Origin of the sequence: Streptomyces sp. NPDC005303, assembly GCF_040607335.1 — a bacterium.
Lineage (GTDB): Bacteria > Actinomycetota > Actinomycetes > Streptomycetales > Streptomycetaceae > Streptomyces.
Map to the genome: position 1 here is coordinate 592,448 of NZ_JBEXGM010000001.1, position 19,509 is coordinate 611,956.

General features: G+C 70.2%; 16 protein-coding genes. 6 read left to right on the top strand and 10 right to left on the bottom strand.

Going from position 1 to position 19,509, the window contains the following annotated elements; all coding sequences use genetic code 11:
- Positions 1–97: 97 nt before the first annotated feature.
- Both ABZT93_RS02810 and ABZT93_RS02815 read left to right on the top strand, forming a co-directional pair.
- Positions 98–1,096: an ATP-binding cassette domain-containing protein gene (locus ABZT93_RS02810; protein WP_356097818.1), complete on the top strand. Its 999-nt coding sequence runs from the start codon at positions 98–100 to the stop codon at positions 1,094–1,096.
- Complete coding sequence (locus tag ABZT93_RS02815; RefSeq protein WP_356097821.1) at positions 1,093–1,938, top strand: ABC transporter permease; 846 nt, start codon at positions 1,093–1,095, stop codon at positions 1,936–1,938. The genes ABZT93_RS02810 and ABZT93_RS02815 overlap by 4 nt, the downstream gene beginning before the upstream one ends.
- A gap of 60 nt (positions 1,939–1,998) precedes the next feature.
- Here ABZT93_RS02815 and greA read toward each other — a convergent pair whose 3' ends face one another.
- Positions 1,999–2,499, bottom strand: coding sequence for a transcription elongation factor GreA (greA, locus tag ABZT93_RS02820; RefSeq protein ID WP_057607641.1), 501 nt, complete (start codon positions 2,497–2,499; stop codon positions 1,999–2,001).
- Positions 2,500–2,667: 168 nt separating this feature from the next.
- Positions 2,668–3,066 (bottom strand): DUF4307 domain-containing protein, encoded by a 399-nt coding sequence (locus ABZT93_RS02825; protein WP_356097824.1) that lies wholly within the window; start codon positions 3,064–3,066, stop codon positions 2,668–2,670.
- 136 nt (positions 3,067–3,202) lie between these two features.
- Here ABZT93_RS02825 and mca point away from each other — a divergent pair, with 136 nt between their 5' ends.
- Both mca and ABZT93_RS02835 read left to right on the top strand, forming a co-directional pair.
- Entirely contained in the window at positions 3,203–4,063 is an 861-nt protein-coding gene (gene mca, locus ABZT93_RS02830; protein ID WP_356098457.1) for a mycothiol conjugate amidase Mca, read from the top strand.
- The gene (locus ABZT93_RS02835) at positions 4,056–4,313 is read left to right on the top strand and encodes a hypothetical protein (RefSeq protein ID WP_356097827.1); all 258 of its coding nucleotides are present in this window, start codon (positions 4,056–4,058) and stop codon (positions 4,311–4,313) included. The genes mca and ABZT93_RS02835 overlap by 8 nt, the downstream gene beginning before the upstream one ends.
- Positions 4,314–4,673: 360 nt before the next feature.
- On the opposite strand, the gene ABZT93_RS02840 is transcribed toward ABZT93_RS02835, so the two are convergent.
- Entirely contained in the window at positions 4,674–7,877 is a 3,204-nt protein-coding gene (locus tag ABZT93_RS02840; RefSeq protein WP_356097830.1) for a tetratricopeptide repeat protein, read from the bottom strand.
- Between the two features lie 167 nt (positions 7,878–8,044).
- Between ABZT93_RS02840 and ABZT93_RS02845 the strand changes: the two genes are divergently transcribed.
- On the top strand, positions 8,045–10,075 hold the full coding sequence (locus ABZT93_RS02845) for a thioredoxin domain-containing protein (protein WP_356097833.1): 2,031 nt from the start codon (positions 8,045–8,047) through the stop codon (positions 10,073–10,075).
- On the opposite strand, the gene ABZT93_RS02850 is transcribed toward ABZT93_RS02845, so the two are convergent.
- The 4 genes from ABZT93_RS02850 to ABZT93_RS02865 form a co-directional block, all read right to left on the bottom strand.
- The gene (locus ABZT93_RS02850) at positions 10,032–10,790 is read right to left on the bottom strand and encodes a Mut7-C RNAse domain-containing protein (RefSeq protein ID WP_356097836.1); all 759 of its coding nucleotides are present in this window, start codon (positions 10,788–10,790) and stop codon (positions 10,032–10,034) included. The two genes, ABZT93_RS02845 and ABZT93_RS02850, sit on opposite strands and share 44 nt — an antisense overlap.
- Positions 10,791–10,823: 33 nt before the next feature.
- Positions 10,824–11,450, bottom strand: a complete 627-nt coding sequence (locus ABZT93_RS02855) for a TetR family transcriptional regulator (protein WP_356097839.1) — start codon at positions 11,448–11,450, stop codon at positions 10,824–10,826.
- An 11-nt stretch (positions 11,451–11,461) separates the two neighbouring features.
- Entirely contained in the window at positions 11,462–13,000 is a 1,539-nt protein-coding gene (locus ABZT93_RS02860; RefSeq protein ID WP_356097842.1) for an MFS transporter, read from the bottom strand.
- A 100-nt stretch (positions 13,001–13,100) separates the two neighbouring features.
- Positions 13,101–13,814, bottom strand: coding sequence for a hemolysin III family protein (locus tag ABZT93_RS02865; protein WP_356097845.1), 714 nt, complete (start codon positions 13,812–13,814; stop codon positions 13,101–13,103).
- Between the two features lie 339 nt (positions 13,815–14,153).
- Here ABZT93_RS02865 and ABZT93_RS02870 point away from each other — a divergent pair, with 339 nt between their 5' ends.
- Positions 14,154–15,977 carry a phosphoenolpyruvate carboxykinase (GTP) gene (locus tag ABZT93_RS02870; RefSeq protein WP_356097847.1) on the top strand — a complete coding sequence of 608 codons (1,824 nt, stop codon included), beginning with the start codon at positions 14,154–14,156 and terminating at the stop codon, positions 15,975–15,977.
- Positions 15,978–16,174: 197 nt separating this feature from the next.
- On the opposite strand, the gene ABZT93_RS02875 is transcribed toward ABZT93_RS02870, so the two are convergent.
- The 3 genes from ABZT93_RS02875 to ABZT93_RS02885 are packed head-to-tail and all read right to left on the bottom strand — an operon-like array spanning position 16,175 to position 19,504.
- Complete coding sequence (locus tag ABZT93_RS02875) at positions 16,175–16,789, bottom strand: hypothetical protein (protein WP_356097850.1); 615 nt, start codon at positions 16,787–16,789, stop codon at positions 16,175–16,177.
- Positions 16,776–18,332: a VWA domain-containing protein gene (locus ABZT93_RS02880; RefSeq protein WP_356097853.1), complete on the bottom strand. Its 1,557-nt coding sequence runs from the start codon at positions 18,330–18,332 to the stop codon at positions 16,776–16,778. Before ABZT93_RS02880 ends, ABZT93_RS02875 begins: the two co-directional genes overlap by 14 nt.
- Positions 18,329–19,504 carry a toxic anion resistance protein gene (locus ABZT93_RS02885; protein ID WP_356097855.1) on the bottom strand — a complete coding sequence of 392 codons (1,176 nt, stop codon included), beginning with the start codon at positions 19,502–19,504 and terminating at the stop codon, positions 18,329–18,331. Before ABZT93_RS02885 ends, ABZT93_RS02880 begins: the two co-directional genes overlap by 4 nt.
- Positions 19,505–19,509: the final 5 nt, after the last annotated feature.

A 19,509-nucleotide genomic window follows, 5' to 3' on the forward strand; every position in this document is an offset into this window, starting at 1 on the left:
TGTCCACTGCTCACGCTGTCCGCGAAAGAAATGGCGGGCAGAAGAAACCGCGCAAACCTAGGCTTTCCCAAGAATCCCCGACGACGTGGAGACTGATATGCCAGGCGCCATCTATGCCGAAGGCCTGGTCAAGACCTTCGGAGACGTAAAGGCTCTGGACGGCGTCGACCTCGATGTCCCGGAAGGCACCGTCCTGGGCCTCCTCGGACCGAACGGCGCGGGCAAGACGACGACCGTCCGCTGCCTGACGACCCTGCTCAAGCCGGACCGCGGCTCGGCCGTCGTCGCCGGCATCGACGTCCTCAAGCACCCCGACGCCGTCCGCCGCTCCATCGGACTCTCCGGCCAGTTCGCGGCGGTCGACGAATACCTCACCGGCCGCGAGAACCTCCAGATGGTCGGCCAGCTCTACCAGATGAAGGCCAGGCAGGCGAAGGCCCGCGCGATCGAACTGCTGGAGCAGTTCGACCTCGCCGACGCGGCCGACCGCCCCACCAAGACCTACTCCGGGGGTATGCGCCGCCGCCTCGACCTCGCGGCCGCCCTGGTGGTCTCACCGCCCGTGATGTTCATGGATGAGCCGACGACCGGTCTCGACCCGCGCAACCGCCAGCTGCTGTGGGAGGTCATCAAACAGCTGGTCTCCGGGGGCACGACCCTGCTGCTGACCACCCAGTACCTGGAAGAGGCCGACCACCTCGCCCATGACATCGCCGTCGTCGACCACGGCCGTGTCATCGCCACCGGCACCTCCGACCAGCTCAAGGCCCGCACCGGCGGCGAGCGCGTCGAGGTCGTCGTGCACGAGCGCGAGCACATCCAGACCGCATCGGAGATCCTGCGCGGCTTCGGCAAGGGGGACACCACGGTCGAGGACCACATGCGCAAGCTCACCGTGCCCGTCACCGGCGGCGCCAAGCTGCTGGCCGAGGTCATCCGCGAACTCGACACCCGCGGCATCGAGATAGACGACATCGGGCTGCGCCGCCCCACCCTCGACGACGTCTTCCTGTCCCTCACGGGCCATGTGGCCGAGGTCAAGGACGAGGACAACAACAAGAACGGCAAGAACGACAAGAAGGAGGACGCCAAGTGAGTGCCGTCACCGACACCGCGCGGGTCGCAGCTCCCGGCAACCCAGTCGGCCAGTCCGTCCGGGACTCCCTGGTCGTCGCCAAGCGCAACCTGATCAGGATGTCCCGGATCCCTGAGATGGTCATCTTCGGCCTCATCCAGCCGATCATGTTCGTGGTGCTGTTCAGCTATGTCTTCGGCGGCTCCATGAACATCGGCGGCACCACGGACTCCTCCGTCTACCGCGAGTTCCTGATGGCCGGCATCTTCGCGCAGACCGTCACCTTCGCCACCGCGGGCGCCGGTGCGGGGATCGCCGACGACATGCACAAGGGGCTCATAGACCGCTTCCGCTCACTTCCCATGGCCCGCGGCGCGGTGCTCACCGGACGCACGCTCGCGGACCTGGTGCAGACGGCCCTGACCCTGTTCGTGCTGGCCATGGTCGCCCTGCTGGTCGGCTGGCGCACCCACACCAACATCGGCGAGGTCCTCGGCGCCTTCGGTCTGCTGCTCCTGCTCGGGTACGCGTTCACCTGGGTCGGCGCCCTGATCGGCCTGTCCGTGCGCACACCCGAGGCGGCCACCTCGGGAGGGCTGATCTGGCTCTTCCCGGTGACGTTCATCTCGAACGCTTTCGTGGACTCCAGTCGTATGACCCCCTGGCTGCAGCACGTCGCCGACTGGAACCCGTTCAGCGCCACGGTCCAGGCCTGCCGCAAGCTGTTCGGCAACCCCGGTGTGTCCCCCTCGGACGCCTGGCCCATGCAGCACCCGGTCTGGGCCTCGCTGATCTACTCGGTCCTCATCATCGTCGCGTTCAGAACCCTGGCGGTCCGCAAGTACCGCTCGGCCACGGCATGACGGAGCCCCCGGCGCCGCGAGGACGCCGGGGGCCGCCAAGGACAGACGGTCGGCCGGGAGTCAGCCGTTGTAGGGCTCCGCCTTGAGGATGGTCACGGAGGCCTTCTTGCCGTTCGGCAGTTCGTACTCCGCGTCCTCGCCGACCTTGTGGCCGATCACGCCGGAGCCCAGCGGGGACTGCGGCGAGTAGGTCTCGACATCCGCGCTCGCGTACTCGCGCGAGGCGAGCAGGAAGGTCATGGTGTCGTCCTCGTCACCGTCGAAGGCGATCGTCACGACCATGCCGGGCGCCACGGTTCCGTCCGCGGACGCCGGAGCCTCGCCGACCTTGGCCTTTTCCAGGAGCTGGGTCAGCTGCCGGATGCGGAGCTCCTGCTTCCCCTGCTCTTCCTTGGCCGCGTGGTACCCGCCGTTCTCGCGCAGGTCGCCCTCCTCGCGCGCTGCCGCGATCTTCGCGGTGACTTCCTCGCGCGCGGGACCAGACAGGTACGCCAGCTCTTCCTTGAGCTTGGTGTACGCCTCCTGGGTCAGCCAGGTGACGTCTTCGCTGGTCTGGGTCACAGGTGCTCCTCGTAGGTACTGGGAATACAAAGCATCGCCCTACCCAGAAGAATGTTCCTTCACGGAAGGGCGAAACCACGAGCCTAACAATTCAGGAGCCGAAGGGGGAGGACATAAGCCATCAGAAATACGTCGACCCAGGTCAGCGGTCACGTATCGAGGGTGACCTCAGTCGGCGTGACAGCCCAGCAGCTCGGCCGTGGTGCCCGGAGCCGTCGTACGGAGCGTGACGACCTTGTCGATGCGGGTGGCGTCACCGCCGAAGCGGAAGTCGGCCCGGCCCACCTCGGAGCCGTTCGCCGCCTGGGAGCGGATCGTGCAGTAGCCGGAGGCGCCGGAGTCCTTGCGGACCTCCAGATGCACCTGTACCGCGGACTTCTGCGCGTCGAACGTGATCACCTCGGCGCTGATCTTGTTCTGGCCGACGTAGTGATACGCGAAGTAACCGATCAGCGCGAGTACGAGGGCTCCGAGCACGGCACCGGCGATCTTGAGCCTGCGGTCGGCACGCTCGTCCGAGGAGCGGCCGTAGCGGCCCTCGGGCAGCCGTGTGCTCGCCGTGCTCATGATCGTCTCCTGGAAAACCAAGACCGTGGAATGAAACGTCCCCCGATTCGGTCACTATAGAAGCCGCCGTTCGCACCCGAAGACACCGGGGGCGCCGACTTACGAGGATTGAGTCTTGACTGACCAGCTGCGACTGATGGCCGTGCACGCCCACCCCGACGACGAGTCGAGCAAGGGCGCGGCCACCATGGCGAAGTACGTGTCCGAGGGGGTGGACGTGCTGGTCGTGACCTGCACGGGCGGGGAGCGCGGCTCCATCCTCAACCCGAAGCTCCAGGGCGACAAGTACATCGAGGAGCACATCCACGAGGTACGCAAGAAGGAGATGGACGAGGCTCGCGAGATCCTCGGCGTCCGCCAGGAGTGGCTCGGCTTCGTCGACTCCGGCCTGCCCGAGGGCGACCCGCTGCCGCCGCTGCCCGAGGGCTGCTTCGCCCTGGAGGACGTCGACAAGGCGGCCGGCGAACTGGTGAAGCAGATCCGCGCCTTCCGTCCCCAGGTGATCACCACCTACGACGAGAACGGCGGCTACCCGCACCCCGACCACATCATGACCCACAAGATCTCGATGGTGGCGTTCGAGGGCGCGGCGGACACCGAGAAGTTCCCCGAGTCCGAGTTCGGCCCGGCGTACCAGCCGCTCAAGCTGTACTACAACCAGGGCTTCAACCGCCCCCGCACCGAGGCGCTGCACCACGCGCTCATCGAGCGGGGCATGGAGTCGCCGTACGGGGACTGGCTCAAGCGCTGGGACGACTCGCCGATGCGCGACCGTACGCTGACCACGCACATCCCGTGCGCGGAGTTCTTCGAGATCCGCGACAAGGCCCTGATCGCACACGCCACCCAGATCGACCCCGACGGCGGCTGGTTCCGCGTTCCGCTGGAGCTCCAGAAGGAGGTCTGGCCGACCGAGGAGTACGAGCTCGCGAAGTCCCTCGTCGATAGCTCCCTCCCCGAGGACGACCTCTTTGCGGGCATCCGCGACAATGCCTGACATGAGCGCAAGCGCAAGCCTGGCAATGACGCACTTCGTGACCTTCGCCAAGGAGGTCGACGAGGACAAGGTCACCCCCGGCGTCCTCGGCTTCATCGTCTTCGCGGCGATGGCCCTGGCGGTGTGGGCCCTGATGAAGTCCATGAGCAAGCACATGAACAAGGTCGACTTCAAGGAGTCCCCGGACGAGACCTCCGGCAAGGAGACCGCCGAGAGCCCGTCCGGCAGGGCCTCGTCGGCCAAGGGCTGAGTCGCACGGTCGATGACGGGAGGGGTGACCTTCCCGTCGTCGGCGTTGCCCTGCCCGGTCGGGCAGGGCAACAGCTACGACGTGTCCGCACGCGAAGGCGCGGACCGCAGCCCGGACGCGCCTGGGCTCGGTCCGCCCCAGGGACGGCCCACGGCCTGAGCGACCTCTCGGCCGCCCATGCCACCGCCTCACACCGTCACCGGCACCGATATGTCCCGGCGTTGCGGCCCGCCCGGCGCCGTGCCACCAGTCCGACGTCCTCCGAACTCCGGCTCACCCAGTGCCGCCGACGTGACGCCTCAGCACCGCAGTCAGATACCCCGGCCAGCCCCCCGCCCGCCCCGGCAGGCCCCCCGCACCTCACCCCCGCGCCGGAGCCACCCCCACTCCCATCACCTCGCGCGCGTGTCGGTTCGGGACCATGCCGAGGCGCCATGCCTGCCAGCCCGCGTCCAGGTTCACACCCCGCTCCAGCAGCAGCGCGTACGCCCCCACGTAGTCGTCCAGCTTCTCGTCCCGTGCGCCGTGCTCCCGGCGGCCCAGTTCCGCCAGCTCCTCCTGGGCGACCGCCGCGCCGATCTCCACGCCGCCCGGTGCCGCGTACGGCAGCAGGGTGCAGCGCAGGAAACGGGCCCAGTCCTCGCCCCGCTGGTCACCGTACGAGGCGAACAGGACCGCCGCCTCGTCGCACAGGGCGAGGGCCTGCGGAGTACGGCCGTTGCCCGCGTCGACCACCGCCAGTTCGAGACAGGTCCACGCCTCACCGTGGGCGACACCGATGCGCTGGAAGTCGGCGCGGGCGTCGACCAGCAGCTGGCGGGCGAAACCCGAGTTGCGCAACGAACCCGTCTGCGCGGCCCGTTGATCACGGGTGACACGGGCCGAGTGGTGGCGGGCGCATGCCAGGCCGTAGACGTCCCGCATCCGGGAGAACATCGTCCGGGAACGTTCCAGCTCGCGGACCGACAGGTCCAGGTTGCCCGTCTCCTCCAACGCCTGGCCCAGGTAGTACACCGTCCACGCCTCACCCCGCGCGTCCTCGTTGTCGCGGTGACGGGAGGCCGCCTGCCGCAGACCGTCCACCGCCGCCGACGGGTCCCCGGCCACCAGCCGAGCCCGCGCCAGCTGGGTCAGCGCCCACGCCTCACCGCGGGCGTCGCGGGTACGGCCGTACAGGTCGAGGGCGGTTCTGAGCTCCGACTCCGCACGCGGTACGTCTCCCATGCGCAGGGCCAGCTGACCGAGCTGGAAGTGGGCCCAGGCCTCACCGTGCACGGACTCGCCCGCGCGGTGCAGGACCAGGGAGCGGGTGAGGAGGTCCAGGGATTCGGCCACCCGGCCCCGGTCGCGCTCGACGGCCGCCAGCGCGTGCATCGTCCAGGCGCGGTCCGTGGCCAGCTCAGGAGGCGACTGGAGGGCCAGCGCCTCCTGGAGCTTCGCCGCCGCCTCCGTCAGATGGCCCTGATGGTGCAGGGTGATGCCCAGCGAGCACAGGGCGCGCGCGGCGCCCGCGTCGTGCTGGGCCTCCATGTACAGGTCGACCACCGAGGTCAGGGTCGTGCGCGCCTTGTCCAGCTCGCCCAGCTGGCGGGCGGCGATACCCGTGCGCCACTGTACCGAACGGACCAGCAGCCCCTGGTCCACCGCCTGCGCCAACTCGCTGATCTCGCCCAGGCGGTAGAGGTCGCCCCGCAGCAGGCAGTAGTCGCACAACGCGCCCAGCAGGTTGAGGACCGCCCCCTGATTGACGCCCTCCGCGTGCCGCAGCGCCGCCGTGATGAAACTCGACTCGTCGTCCAGCCAGCGCAGCGCCTCGTCGAGGGAGGTGAAACCGTGCGGGCTGAAGCGGTCCGAACGGGTCGACATGTTGCCGTCGACCAGGCGCAGCACGTTGTCGGCGAGGTCGGCGTAGTTCACGATGAGGCGTTCCTGCGCGGCCGTACGCTCGGCAGGCTCCTCCTCGTCCAGCAGCCGGGCCTGGGCGAAGGCGCGGACCACGTCGTGGACGCGGTAGCGGCTGCCGCGGACGTGGTCGATCAGGCCCGCACGGGCCAGCGCCACCAGATGCCGGGTCGCCTCCGTCTCGTCGGTGGCCAGCAGCGCGGCGGCCGCGGCGGCGCCGAGCGAGGACCGCCCGGCCAGCGCGAGCCGGCGCAGCAGCCGACGGGCCGGCTCCGACTGATCGGTGTAGCGCAGCCACAGGGCGCGTTCGACGGGCCCGACCGGACCGTACGCACCCAGATCCGCGGCGAGTTGGCGCGGAGAGCGCGGACCGAGGGACGAGCCCGCGATACGCAGGGCCAGCGGCAGTCCGCCGCACAGCTCCCTGATCCGGTCGGCGGACTGGGCGTCGTAGGGGCCGGTGGCGGACTGCGCGGCCGAGTCCAACAGCTCCTCGGCGCCCGCCGCGTCCAGAGCGTCGACCGGGAGCTCGTGCACATGGGCGGCGAGGTCCGACGGCAGGCCGAGCGGCTCGCGCGCGGTGACCAGGATCAGGCTGTCGGATCGCTCGGGGACGAGGGTGCGGACCTGCTCGGGGTCCGAGGCGTCGTCCAGCACGATCGTCACCGGCAGGCCGGTCAGATGCTGGTGGTACAGCTCGCTCAGCCGCTTGACCTGCTGGTCCGGGGAGGAACGCTCACGGAACAGCAGCTGTTCGCGCGGGGCGCCGAGCCGGTTCAGCAGATGCAGCAGCGCGTCCCGGGTGGACAGCGGGGACTCCTCCGGGTTGTCGCCGCGCAGATCCACGACGCAGGCGCCGCGGAAGTAGTCCTTGAGGTCGTGCGCCGCCCGTACGGCGAGTGCCGTACGGCCACTGCCGGGCGGCCCGTGCAGGACGACCACGGTGGGCCGGGTCTCGGTGGTGGCACGCGAGGCCTGCACCCACTGCCGGATGCGCCCCATCTCCGTCCGCCGGTCCGCGAACTCGCTGATGGGCTGCGGCAGTTGCCCGAACGACTGCTCCAGCACACTCCGCCCGCGGGCCGCCGCGCTCTTGTCCGTCCCGCGCAGTCGCGGGCCCGCCTTCTTCGGCCCGGTCGACGCGTTCAACACCCGCTGCTGGTCGAGGAAGGGCCGGATCCCCCGTACCTCCAGAGCCGTCAGCCACTGCAGCCGCAGCTGTTCCGGACCGCCGGGCTGGCCGATCGCACCCGCCCGGTGGTGCGCGGCCGGCAGATGCGAGCCGGCCACCTTCACGACGGTCGCCGCCGCACCCACGACCCCTACGACCACGCCCGCGCCCAGCGCGGTACCCGCGTCGGTGCCGAGCGCCAGGTCGGCGACAGCGGCGGCCACGGCGGCGACCCCCGCCACCAGCAGGGGAGTCCCGGACGCCTCCTTCGCATACCGCTGCCCGAAGGTCAGCTGCCCGGCCTGCGCCTCGTCCAGCGCGTGCGTGTAGGCCTCGTACTCCTCGACGGCCGACTGCGCCATCGCGTCCAGCGATCCACGGGCCCGCGCGAGCAGTACGGCACCGTCGACCCGCCCGCCCGATCGCCGCACCTCCTCCTCCACGGCCCGCCCCAACAGCCGTTCGGCTTCCGCCCGATGGCTGTCCCGCATGTGCGTCCCCCTCCGGCGGCAACGGCTTTCTTGGTCAAGTGTGCTGCGGACGGGGCATCGGGGCGAGAGGGCGAACGCTCTCGGCGTGATCGGGGAGGGTTCGCCGACGTCACCGCCGGGACACGCCTGACGCCCGACCCGAGGGGTACTGCGGCAGGATGGACCCCATGCCGAACCGACTGGCCCACGAGACGTCCCCCTACCTCCTCCAGCACGCGGACAACCCGGTCGACTGGTGGCCCTGGTCGGCCGAGGCCTTCGACGAGGCGCGGAAGACGAACAAACCCGTCCTGCTGAGCGTCGGGTATTCGAGCTGTCACTGGTGTCACGTCCTCGCCCGGGAGAGCTTCGAGGACGAAGCGGTCGCCGCTTTCATGAACGAGCACTTCGTCAACATCAAGGTCGACCGCGAGGAACGCCCCGACGTCGACGCCGTCTACATGGAGGCCGTGCAGGCCGCGACCGGGCAGGGCGGCTGGCCCATGACCGTGTTTCTGACCCCGGACGCCGAGCCGTTCTACTTCGGCACCTACTTCCCGCCCTCGCCCCGCCAGGGCATGCCCTCCTTCCGGCAGGTGCTGGAGGGGGTCCGGGCCGCCTGGACCGACCGGCGGGACGAGGTCGCCGAGGTCGCGGGGAAGATCGTGCGAGACCTGGCCGGGCGGGAGATCTCCTACGGTGACTCGCAGGCGCCCGGCGAGGAGCAGCTCGCCGCGGCCCTGCTCGGGCTGACGAGGGAGTACGACGCGCAGCGCGGCGGGTTCGGCGGGGCGCCGAAGTTCCCGCCGTCCATGGTGGTGGAGTTCCTGCTGCGCCACCACGCCCGCACCGGTGCCGAGGGCGCCCTGCAGATGGCCCAGGACACCTGTGAGCGGATGGCCCGTGGCGGTATCCACGACCAGCTCGGCGGCGGCTTCGCCCGCTACTCCGTGGACCGCGACTGGATCGTGCCGCACTTCGAGAAGATGCTCTACGACAACGCCCTGCTGTGCCGCGTCTACGCCCACCTGTGGCGTGCCACCGGCTCCGACCTGGCCCGGCGGGTCGCGCTCGACACCGCCGACTTCATGGTGCGGGAACTGCGTACCGCCGAGGGCGGGTTCGCCTCCGCGCTGGATGCCGACAGTGACGACGGGACGGGCAGGCACGTCGAGGGCGCGTACTACGTGTGGACGCCGGAGCAGTTGCGTGAGGTGCTGGGGGAGCAGGACGCCGAGCTGGCCGCCCAATACTTCGGGGTCACCGAGGAGGGCACCTTCGAGCACGGTCAGTCCGTGCTGCAGCTGCCTCAGCAGGACACCGTGTTCGACGCCGAGAAGGTCGAGTCGATCAGGCGGCGGCTGTTCGACTCGCGGGCGCGGCGGCCTGCCCCGGGCCGGGACGACAAGGTCGTCGCCGCGTGGAACGGGCTCGCGATCGCCGCGCTCGCGGAGACCGGTGCCTACTTCGACCGGCCCGACCTGGTCGACGCCGCGCTCGGGGCCGCCGATCTCCTCGTACGGCTGCATCTGGACGAGCAGGCCCGTCTCTCCCGTACCAGCAAGGACGGTCAGGCCGGTGCCAACGCGGGGGTGTTGGAGGACTACGCCGATGTGGCCGAGGGGTTCCTCGCGCTGGCGTCGGTGACCGGGGAGGGGGTCTGGCTCGACTTCGCCGGGTTCCTGCTCGACCATGTGCTGACGCGGTTCACGGGGCCGGAAGGGGCGCTGTTCGACACCGCCGCCGACGCCGAGCGGCTGATCCGGCGGCCGCAGGATCCGACCGACAACGCGGTGCCGTCCGGGTGGACGGCCGCCGCGGGGGCGTTGTTGTCGTACGCCGCGCAGACCGGGGCCGAGCCCCATCGGGTGGCAGCGGAGAAGGCGCTCGGGGTGGTGAAGGCGCTCGGGCCGCGGGTGCCGCGGTTCGTGGGGTGGGGGCTCGCGGTCGCGGAGGCGTTCCTGGACGGCCCGAGGGAGGTCGCGATCGTGGGGCCCGGGCCGGCCGACGAGGCCACGAAGGCCCTGCACCGTACGGCACTTCTGGGGAACGCGCCGGGGGCGGTCGTCGCTGTGGGGACCCCGGACAGCGGCGAATTCCCGCTGCTCGCCGACCGGGTCCTCGTCGACGGCCGGCCCACCGCGTACGTCTGCCGGCACTTCACCTGTGACGCGCCTACGACCGACGCGGAGGCGCTGCGGGTGGCGTTGGGCGGTTAGCCTCCGCCAGCGCGTTCGCCACGATCGCCTCCAGCTGTTCATGGTGTGCGCCCTTCCAGTAGGCGCGGCCGCACTCCTGGCACTGGGCGAAGACGTCGTACGAGCGTTCCGTGCCGCCCTCCAGCCGGTCGGCCACCTGTTCCTTGGTGGCCTCGCGCAGCAGGCCGTTGCAGGCGGTGCAGCGGGTCCAGGGCTTCAGGGCGGGGCGGAAGCGGTCCAGGACGTCGCGGAGCTGGTCCTCGGGGCGGGTGCTGTAGACGAAGGCGCCCGCCCAGAGTTCCCTGCGGTGCAGCAGGCCCCGGTCGCGGCTGAGCAGGACCCGTTTCTCGGTCGCCGAGCGGGTGGCGAGGGCGGGGTCGCCGATGTCCGTCGACTCGTACGCCGTGTCCACGCCGAGCAGGCGCAGGCGGCGGGCGAGGGTGCCGAGGTGGACGTCGAGGAGGAAGCGGAGCGGGGCGCCGGGGATCTGTTGGGGGCGGTCGACCGGGAGGACGGCCACGGTGTCGCCTGCGACGGGGACGTACGACCTCGGGACCTCGCGGCCGTCGACGCGCAGGGCGCCGACCTCGGTGAGCGGGACGCCGAGGGATTCCACGACATGGCCGAGGGAGGAGGCGCCGTCGGTGGTGACCGGGGTGGCGCCGAGGCGGCGTCCGTGGGGGACGAACAGGGCCAGCTCGGGGGCGAATTCGACGTGGATCTCGGGTGCGCTCACCGGGTCAGGATGGCATGCGGACGTGCGGTGGTCTCAGGGCTTTTTCGGGGGGAGCCCGTGTTCCAGGACGTGCAGGGCGCGGTCGGTGAGGCCGTGCAGGTCGTCCTGCATGCCGTTCTCCGCCCAGTACTGGTAGACCTCGGTGAGACCGCCGATGAGGGACATCGTCTGGACCCGTACCTCCAGGTCGTCGGCGTCCCGGCCGGTGCGTTCCGCGATGGCACCGGCGAGGAGCCGGCCGGTGACGGACATGCTCTCCATCATGCGGGCGCGCACCGCGGGCACCTGGATCATCAGGTGGGCCCGCAGCCGGGTGACCTCGTGGTCCACGGCGGAGACGTCGAGGGCGCGGTGCAGGATGTGCCGTACGGACTCCATCCACGGCTCGTCCAGCGGCCGGGAGCGGAGCTCTTCCAGCATGACGGGGTCGTACTCGTCCGTGAGGACGATGTCCTCCTTCGTGGGGAAGTAGCGGAAGACCGTGGACGGCGACACCTCGGCGCGTTCGGCGATCTGCTCGACCGTGGTGGCCTCGTAGCCCTGTTCCTCGATCAGCGCGTACGTCGCGTCACGGATCGCTGTCCGGGTCTTGATCTTCTTCCGCTCGCGAAGTCCCAGCTGGGGGGTGTCAGCGGGGGGAGAGGAGTGTACGGGCGTCATGGGTGCCATTCTCAGGCATGGGCCTCCTCGGCAGCCATGTCCGGGTCGGTGGGGGTCTCGGTGGGACGGGGTGTGCCCGGCAGGAACGCGGCCGCGAGCAGGGCGGCGACGAGGGCCGCGACCGCGCAGACCAGCAGGACGACGCCCATGCCGTGGACGTAGGCGCTGTTGGCGGAGGCCAGTAGATCGGCGGAGCCGGTGTGCTGGGCGACCAGGTGCGCGGCGACCACGGACTCCCCGGCGGTGTCGGCGGCCTGTGCGGGCAGTTCCGTGACGTCGAGGCGGTCCCGGAAGGCGCCGGCGAGCAGGCTGCCGAGGAGGGCGATGCCGATGGCGCCGCCGACCTGGCGCATGGTCATCAGGAGCCCGGAGCCGGTGCCGGCGCGGTCGCGGGGCAGGGCGCTGAGGCCACCGTTCATGGCGGGGAGGAGGGAGAGGCCGAAGCCGAAGCCGGTGAGGGCGAGCCACAGCGCGACGAATCCGTAGCCGGAGCCGACCGTCGTACGGCTGCCCAGGAGCCCGGCGAAGGCCAGCACCACCAGGCCGGCGCTGACCGTGGCGCGGGGGCCGAAGCGGGTGACGACCTTCGGGGCGAGGCGGGAGGCGACGAGGAGTCCGCCCATCATCGGCAGCAGGCGGACGCCGGTGCCGAGGGCGTCGTGGCCGAGGACGGCCTGGAGGAAGGGCGGCAGCACGAACAGCAGGCCGGACAGGATGAAGTTGACCAGGGTCGCGGCGATCGCGTTGAAGAGGAAGCCGCGGTGGGTGAGCAGGGTCATGTCGAGCATGGGCCGTTCGATCCGGCGCTCGCGCAGGACCAGTCCGGCGATCAGGACGACGGATCCCGCCAGCATGCCCAGCACCAGCGGGTCGCCCCAGCCGCGGGTGGGGGCCTCGATGATCGCGTAGACGAGGGCGCCGAGGCCGGTGACGGTGAGGGCGGTGGAGAGGGCGTCGACCTTGGGGGAGGAGGGGTCGCGGGTCTCGGGGAGGAGGAAGACGCAGGCGGCGATGCCTATCGCGGCCATCGGGACGTTGACCAGGAAGACCGAGCCCCACCAGAAGTGGTTGAGCAGCCAGCCGCCGATGATCGGGCCGAGCGGCAGGCCGAGCGCGGAGGCGGCGGAGACGATGCCGACGGCCTTGGTGCGCTCCTCGGGAGCGAAGAGCGTGGGCAGGACGGAGAGCGCGAGCGGGGTGACCAGGGCGCCGCCGACGCCCATCACCGCGCGGGCGGCGATGACCGCGTTCACGTCGCCGGCCAGTGCGCCGACCAGGGATCCGGCGAGGAAGATCGCGAGTCCTGTGATCAGCATCCGGCGCCGTCCGAACCGGTCGCCCAGGAGGCCCGCGGGGAGCATCAGGGCCGCGAAGACGACGACGTAGGCGTCCGCCATCCACTGCTGGGCGCCGGTTCCGGCGTCGAGGTCGGCGGCCATGGTCGGTAGCGCCACGTTGAGGATCGTCAGGTCGAAGCCGAGCGTGAGCATGCTCGCGACGAGGGCGGCCAGGGCCCACCAGCGGCGGGGGTCCGGAGTGAGAGTGTCCATGAAATGAGAGTAGCTCTCAAAAGTTAGTTGCTGTCAATCGAATCGGGCATGCAAAAAGGGCCACGGCTCGCAGCCGTGGCCCTCGAACGCTGTGGGCGGTCTACGTGTGCTGGTACGCCACCAGCGAGATGCCGATGTAGTGGACGATGAACGCCGCCACCGTGAGGGAGTGGAACACCTCGTGGAAGCCGAACCAGCGCGGTGACGGGTTCGGTCGCTTGATGCCGTAGATCACGCCGCCCGCGCTGTAGAGCAGGCCGCCGATGACGACCAGGACCAGGACCGCGACCCCGCCGGCGCGCATGAAGTCGGGCAGGAAGAAGACCGCAGCCCAGCCCATCGCGATGTAGCAGGGGGTGTAGAGCCAGCGTGGGGCGCCGACCCAGAAGACCCGGAAGAGGATTCCGGCCACCGCGGCGCCCCAGATGCCCCACAGCAACCATCGCCCCTTGCTGCCCGGCAGGAGCAGCATGGTCAGCGGCGTGTAGGTGCCCGCGATGATCAGGAAGATGTTGGCGTGATCCAGCCGTCGCAGGACGCCGTCCATGCGGGGACTCCAGGTGCCCCGGTGGTACAGCGCGCTGACGCCGAACAGCAGGCAGGCGGTCAGGGCGAAGATCCCGCAGGCGATCCGGCCTCTGGTGGAGTCCGCGAGGGCGGTGAGCACCAGTCCCGCGATCAGTGCGGTCGGGAACATGCCGAGGTGGAGCCAGCCGCGCAGCTTCGGCTTGATGGGCTCGGCGAGGTCGTGGGCGTGCTGCTTGATCTGGTGGGGCAGGGAGGGCGCTTCGGCGTCGTGGGCGGGCGGCGTCATGCCCGGCATCGTACCTACGGGACCGTAAGTTACGCATGAGTACTGCGTGAGGAGCGGCCGAGAGTGGCCATCATCTCACGGGAGTTGACCAGTAAAGAAACGGTTGTCTGAACGCTAAGTGCATGCAAATAAACGCGCTGTGTACATCGAAAGCGTGGCGATCCTCACTCCGCTCACCTGTGATGCCCTCTGGACAGATGGGCGCTCGGGTCGGATGATCAAATGAGTGCGGTCGGCACCGGATGAGCGCAAAGGTCACCACCGAAAAGGCGCGAGAAGCATCCGGGTCGCAGCCCCCACGGGGCCTCCAAACAAAAAATCCCTCACCTAGGAGCAATCGTGGCGCGCGACATCGCGGCTCCCCCCGTCATCCCCACCCAGCACAAGGAACTGATCTCGTGGGTGAACGAGATCGCCGAACTGACGCAGCCGGACAGCGTGGTCTGGTGTGACGGATCCGAAGCGGAGTACGAGCGCCTGTGCGAGGAGCTCGTCGCGAAGGGCACCTTCAAGAAGCTCGACCCCATCAAGCGCCCCAACTCCTACTACGCGGCCTCCGACCCGACCGACGTCGCGCGCGTCGAGGACCGCACCTTCATCTGCTCGGAGAAGGAGGAGGACGCGGGGCCGACCAACCACTGGAAGGCACCGGGGGAGATGCGGGACATCTTCGCCGGGGAGAACGGCGTCTTCCGCGGCTCGATGAAGGGCCGGACGATGTACGTCGTCCCCTTCTGCATGGGCCCGCTCGGCTCGGACCTCTCCGCGATCGGCGTCGAGATCACCGACTCCGCCTACGTCGCCGTCTCCATGCGCACCATGACCCGCATGGGACAGCCGGTCCTCGAGGAGCTCGGTGCCGACGGCTTCTTCGTCAAGGCCGTCCACACTCTCGGGGCGCCGCTGGAGGAGGGCCAGGAGGACGTTCCCTGGCCGTGCAACTCCACCAAGTACATCTCGCACTTCCCGGAGTCCCGCGAGATCTGGTCCTACGGCTCCGGCTACGGCGGCAACGCCCTGCTCGGCAAGAAGTGCTACGCCCTGCGCATCGCCTCGGTGATGGCCCGCGACGAGGGCTGGCTCGCCGAGCACATGCTGATCCTCAAACTCACCCCGCCTCAGGGCGAGTCCAAGTACGTCGCCGCCGCCTTCCCGTCCGCCTGCGGCAAGACCAACCTCGCCATGCTCGAGCCCACGATCTCCGGCTGGACCGTGGAGACGATCGGCGACGACATCGCCTGGATGCGGTTCGGCGAGGACGGCCGCCTCTACGCGATCAACCCCGAGGCCGGCTTCTTCGGCGTCGCGCCCGGCACCGGTGAGCACACCAACGCCAACGCGATGAAGACGCTGTGGGGCAACTCCGTCTTCACCAACGTCGCCCTCACCGACGACAACGACGTCTGGTGGGAGGGCATGACGGAGGAGACCCCGGCCCACCTCACCGACTGGAAGGGCAACGACTGGACGCCCGAGTCAGGCGTCCCCGCCGCCCACCCCAACGCCCGCTTCACCACCCCGGCCGCGCAGTGCCCGATCATCGCGCCCGAGTGGGAGGACCCCAAGGGCGTGCCCATCTCGGCGATCCTCTTCGGCGGACGCCGCGCCTCCGCGGTCCCGCTGGTGACGGAGTCCTTCGACTGGAACCACGGCGTCTTCCTCGGCGCCAACGTGGCCTCCGAGAAGACCGCAGCCGCCGAGGGCAAGGTCGGCGAGCTGCGCCGCGACCCCTTCGCCATGCTGCCGTTCTGCGGCTACAACATGGGCGACTACATGGGGCACTGGGTCGACGTGGCCAAGGACAAGGACCAGTCGAAGCTGCCGAAGATCTACTACGTCAACTGGTTCCGCAAGAACGACGAGGGCAAGTTCGTCTGGCCCGGCTTCGGCGAGAACAGCCGCGTTCTGAAGTGGATCGTGGAGCGGCTGGAGGGCAAGGCCGAGGGCGTCGAGACCCCGATCGGCATCCTGCCGGCCAAGGACGCGCTCGACACCAAGGGCCTCGATCTGGCCGACTCCGACCTGGAGTTCCTGCTCACGGTCGACAAGGAGGTGTGGCGGGAGGAGGCGTCGCTGATTCCCGAGCACCTCAACACCTTCGGCGACCACACGCCGAAGGAGCTGTGGGACGAGTACCGCGCGCTGGTGCAGCGCCTGGGCTGACGTCCCCCGAGAACCCCCGCGGCCGGCCCCCGATGGGAGCCCTGACCCGTGATCGTCACGGGCCGGCCGCGGGTGGCGGCACGAGGGCCGACAGGCCCTGAGTCACGAACCGCCCCGCACAACGGCGTGCGGGGCGTGCTGCCACCGGTCGTTCCAGGCCAGGGCCAGGGCCGTCGTGGCGACAGCGTTCAGTCGTATCAGCCGCCGCTGAGCTCCTGGTGCCCGCCCCGGTCCTCCAGGTACCGCGTGTGGGTCTCCTGACGGCGGGCCTCCGTGTCCCGGAGCGCCGCCGCCAGTCGCTGTGCGTCCTGCTTCATCAGGCCCAACTGCTGCTCCAGCTGGAGCTCGGGGGACTCCGTGCCCGGGGTCATCCGGGTCCACCACCGGGTCCGTACGAAGCTGTCGACGGCCTCGGGCAGGTCGCGCCGCACGATCCGGGACAGCGAGTGCACACCTTCCGGGTCGTGCGCCAGCAGCTCCTTGCTCCAGCCCTGGTCGAGCAACGCGTCCAGCAGCTCGCTGAGTTCGCGCAGCCGGGCCGCCGCCGTGACCGACAGCTCGATGTCCGTCAGATACCCCCGCAGCTTCTCGAAGTCCCCCCGTACCTCGTCCAGTTGGGCCGACGGGTCCGGGAAGTCCGGCAGCGATGGGCGTTCCGGCGGGGCGATCAGTGCGCCCGCGCCGTACAGACCGGCCACGACCACGGGCCAGTACGGGCCCGCCACCCCGGTGAAGGTCAGCACCAGGCCGACCAGTCCGCAGGCGCTCCCCGCGATGTTCTTGCGGGACTCCAGGTATCTACTGATAGCCACGGATCTCCTCGAAGGCGCCGTCCAGCGAGCCCTGCCGGGCGTCGAAGAGGCGGCCGCCGGTCAGCTCGGCGATGTGGGCGAGCTCGGAACGGTCGGAGTCGCCGAAGAGAATGGGGAAGACGGGGATGTCCCGGGCCTCCCGGCCGAGCCGGGCGTAGAAGGCGTCGAAGTCCTTCGCCTGCGCCCCGGCCGTGTTCTCGCCGTCCGTCATCAGCACGATCGACGTGAACGTGTCGCGCCCGGCGCCGAGATGGTCGTACGCCTTCTCCAGCGAGGTGTAGATCGCGGTGTCGCCGTCGGCCGACAGCGCCGAGGTGTCCTCGCGGATCGCGGCCAGGCCGGAGCGTGGGTCCGAGGGCTCGACCACGTGCGTCCGTACGCTCTTCACCTCCGATCCGAACGGCATCAGCGTGACCTCCTCGCGCTCGCGGAAGTCGCCGGTGAGGTCGGCGAGGGCCGTCTTCAGGCGGTCCAGGCGATCGCCCTCCATCGAACCCGAGGTGTCCAGGACGTACACGGTCCGCGACGGGCGGCGCAGTTCGTTCTCGTAGGAGTCGAGCAGGCCGTCGGCGACGGAACGGGTGCCGGGGAAGGGGAGTTCGCGGCGGCGGGTGGTGTCCAGGCCGCTCGCCGGAGGGACCGAGGCGACGACCGGGCGGCGGTGGGTGCGCTCGGTGATCAGCCGCTGGATCCTCTCGGTGCGCAGGTCCTGGGTCAGCCGGCTGACGTCCTCGCGGGTCCGGGCGCTCGTGGACCTGAGCGAGGTGACCGGGTAGTCGGCGGTGATCACGCCGTCGCGGGGGCGGATCACGGTAAGACCCGGGATGCCCTTGAGGACGGACTCGTAGTTGAGGAGGGCGTCGACGTCGCCGCGCCGGTCGTAGGCCGCGGCCAGCCAGCCCGAGGAACCCGAGGTCAGCTTCTGGCCCTTGAAGAACTCCTTCAGGCGGGGGGTGGCCTTCTCGACGTCCGCGTCCGTCAGCGCCGACTGGGCGCCGGAGAGGGCGGAGGCCACCGAGACCAGCGTGGAGAAGCCGGAGTTGGAGCGGGCCGGGTCGGTCATGCCGTACGTCAGCCTTCCGTCCTGGACGGCCTGTTCGATCTGGGACCAGGTCACGTCGGCCGGCTTCCAGCCGAGGGCCTTCACCTTCGCGGACTTCACCCCGATCGCGACCGGGCTCGACATGACGGGTGTCTCGGAGACGACCTTCCTCGCCGCGTCGGGGCGCAGCCGCAGGTAGTCGTTCGAGGACAGCCACAGGGCGTCGTAGTCGCCGTCGGCCGTGCCCTTGGCGAGCATGTCCACGGCGTCCAGGGTGCCGAGGTACGTCGGCCGGACCTTGATGCCGGTGTCCTTCTCGACCTGGTCGAGGACCGGCGTCATGTCGCTGAGCTCGCTGGAGGCGAGGACGCGCACGGTGCCCGGTTCGGCGGGTACGGGGACACCGGGCGTCGAGACACCGCTGATCCCGTCCCCGTGGGTCGTGCAGGCGGTGAGCAGACCGAGTGCCGCGAGGCAGACGGCGAGTGCGTGTCGTCTCATCCGAGGCCTCCCTCCAGGGCGCCCTGAGAGCGGCTGCGCTCCAGGTACCCACTGGCCTGCTGGAGTTCGGAGGTCAGCGACTCCACGGTCGCCGCCATCACCTCGGTCGCCTGGACCTTGTACGTGTCGATCGCGTCGAGCGTGCGGTAGATCTGCTGGAAGGCGCTCCGCAGGGTCTCGGCGCCGACGGCCGGGTCGGCCGCGATGCGCTGGATCTCCCCGCTCTGGCCGGCGAGCATCTCGGCGTTGCCCCGGATCAGGTCCTCGGTGGTGCCGCGCAGGGCGTTGACCTGCTCGATGACCTTCTTCTGGTGGTCGAGCGCGGAGGCCAGCATCACGGAGATCCGCAGGGCCGACACGGTGGTCGTGGCCGCCCGGTCGACGCCCTTGATCAGCTCCTCGTTGTTGCGGCGTACGACGTCCATCGCGAGGTAGCCCTGTGCGCACACGGCGAGCTGGGTGAGCAGGTCCTGGTGCTTCTGCCGGACCGGGAAGAGCACGTCGGCGCGGAGCGTGTCGGCGGCCTCGGGATCTCCTACGGCGGTGATGTGCCCTTCGACGGCCTGGTCCAGGGCCTCGGTCAGCACGACGTACTCCTGGAGCTTGCCCATGGTCTCCCACAGGCGGACCCGCTCGGTCTGCAACGCGGCGTTGTCCCGCCGGAGTTCGTCCTGGCCGCCGCGCAGCGAGCCCACGATCCTGTTCAACGTGCCCTGCGCGGAGGCGTACTTGGCGACGTGGTCGCGCAGCCTGTTGCCGCCGGGTAGCCGGGACAGGAACTTGCGTCCCTTGGCGGCGGGCAGGTCCCTCGGGTCCAGGTCCTCGACCACGCGCCGCAGTTCGACGAGTGAGCGCGCCACCTGGGACTGGGCGTCCCCGCCCTGGTCCGGCAGGCTGCGCACGGTCCGCTCCAGCATCCGGTTGGACTGCGCCGCGGCACCGCGCATCTCGCCGCTGCCGAGCGCGGTGATCTCACCGACCTTGCCGGCGAACTCGGGCGAGCGGGCGTCGAGCGTGGCGAGTCCCTCGACGTACGCGGAGGCCTTCTGGGCCATGTCGGTGCGGACGGAGTCGTCGACGGGGACGAGCCCGCCGGCCTTCTCACGCGGCACCGCGGCCACGGGCTCGGGCGGCGTGAGCAGGAAGGTGTCGTCGTTGTTCATGGATGTCATGGCTG

What these genes read in the sequence shown, in the direction of transcription:
- ABZT93_RS02810 (WP_356097818.1), top strand. Translation starts at nt 98, where the DNA reads ATGCCAGGCGCCATCTATGCCGAAGGCCTGGTCAAGACCTTCGGAGAC.
- ABZT93_RS02825 (WP_356097824.1), bottom strand. Translation starts at nt 3,066, where the DNA reads ATGAGCACGGCGAGCACACGGCTGCCCGAGGGCCGCTACGGCCGCTCC.
- mca (WP_356098457.1), top strand. Translation starts at nt 3,203, where the DNA reads ATGGCCGTGCACGCCCACCCCGACGACGAGTCGAGCAAGGGCGCGGCC.
- ABZT93_RS02835 (WP_356097827.1), top strand. Translation starts at nt 4,056, where the DNA reads ATGCCTGACATGAGCGCAAGCGCAAGCCTGGCAATGACGCACTTCGTG.
- ABZT93_RS02840 (WP_356097830.1), bottom strand. Translation starts at nt 7,877, where the DNA reads ATGCGGGACAGCCATCGGGCGGAAGCCGAACGGCTGTTGGGGCGGGCC.
- ABZT93_RS02845 (WP_356097833.1), top strand. Translation starts at nt 8,045, where the DNA reads ATGCCGAACCGACTGGCCCACGAGACGTCCCCCTACCTCCTCCAGCAC.
- ABZT93_RS02855 (WP_356097839.1), bottom strand. Translation starts at nt 11,450, where the DNA reads ATGACGCCCGTACACTCCTCTCCCCCCGCTGACACCCCCCAGCTGGGA.
- ABZT93_RS02860 (WP_356097842.1), bottom strand. Translation starts at nt 13,000, where the DNA reads ATGGACACTCTCACTCCGGACCCCCGCCGCTGGTGGGCCCTGGCCGCC.
- ABZT93_RS02865 (WP_356097845.1), bottom strand. Translation starts at nt 13,814, where the DNA reads ATGACGCCGCCCGCCCACGACGCCGAAGCGCCCTCCCTGCCCCACCAG.
- ABZT93_RS02880 (WP_356097853.1), bottom strand. Translation starts at nt 18,332, where the DNA reads ATGAGACGACACGCACTCGCCGTCTGCCTCGCGGCACTCGGTCTGCTC.
- ABZT93_RS02885 (WP_356097855.1), bottom strand. Translation starts at nt 19,504, where the DNA reads ATGACATCCATGAACAACGACGACACCTTCCTGCTCACGCCGCCCGAG.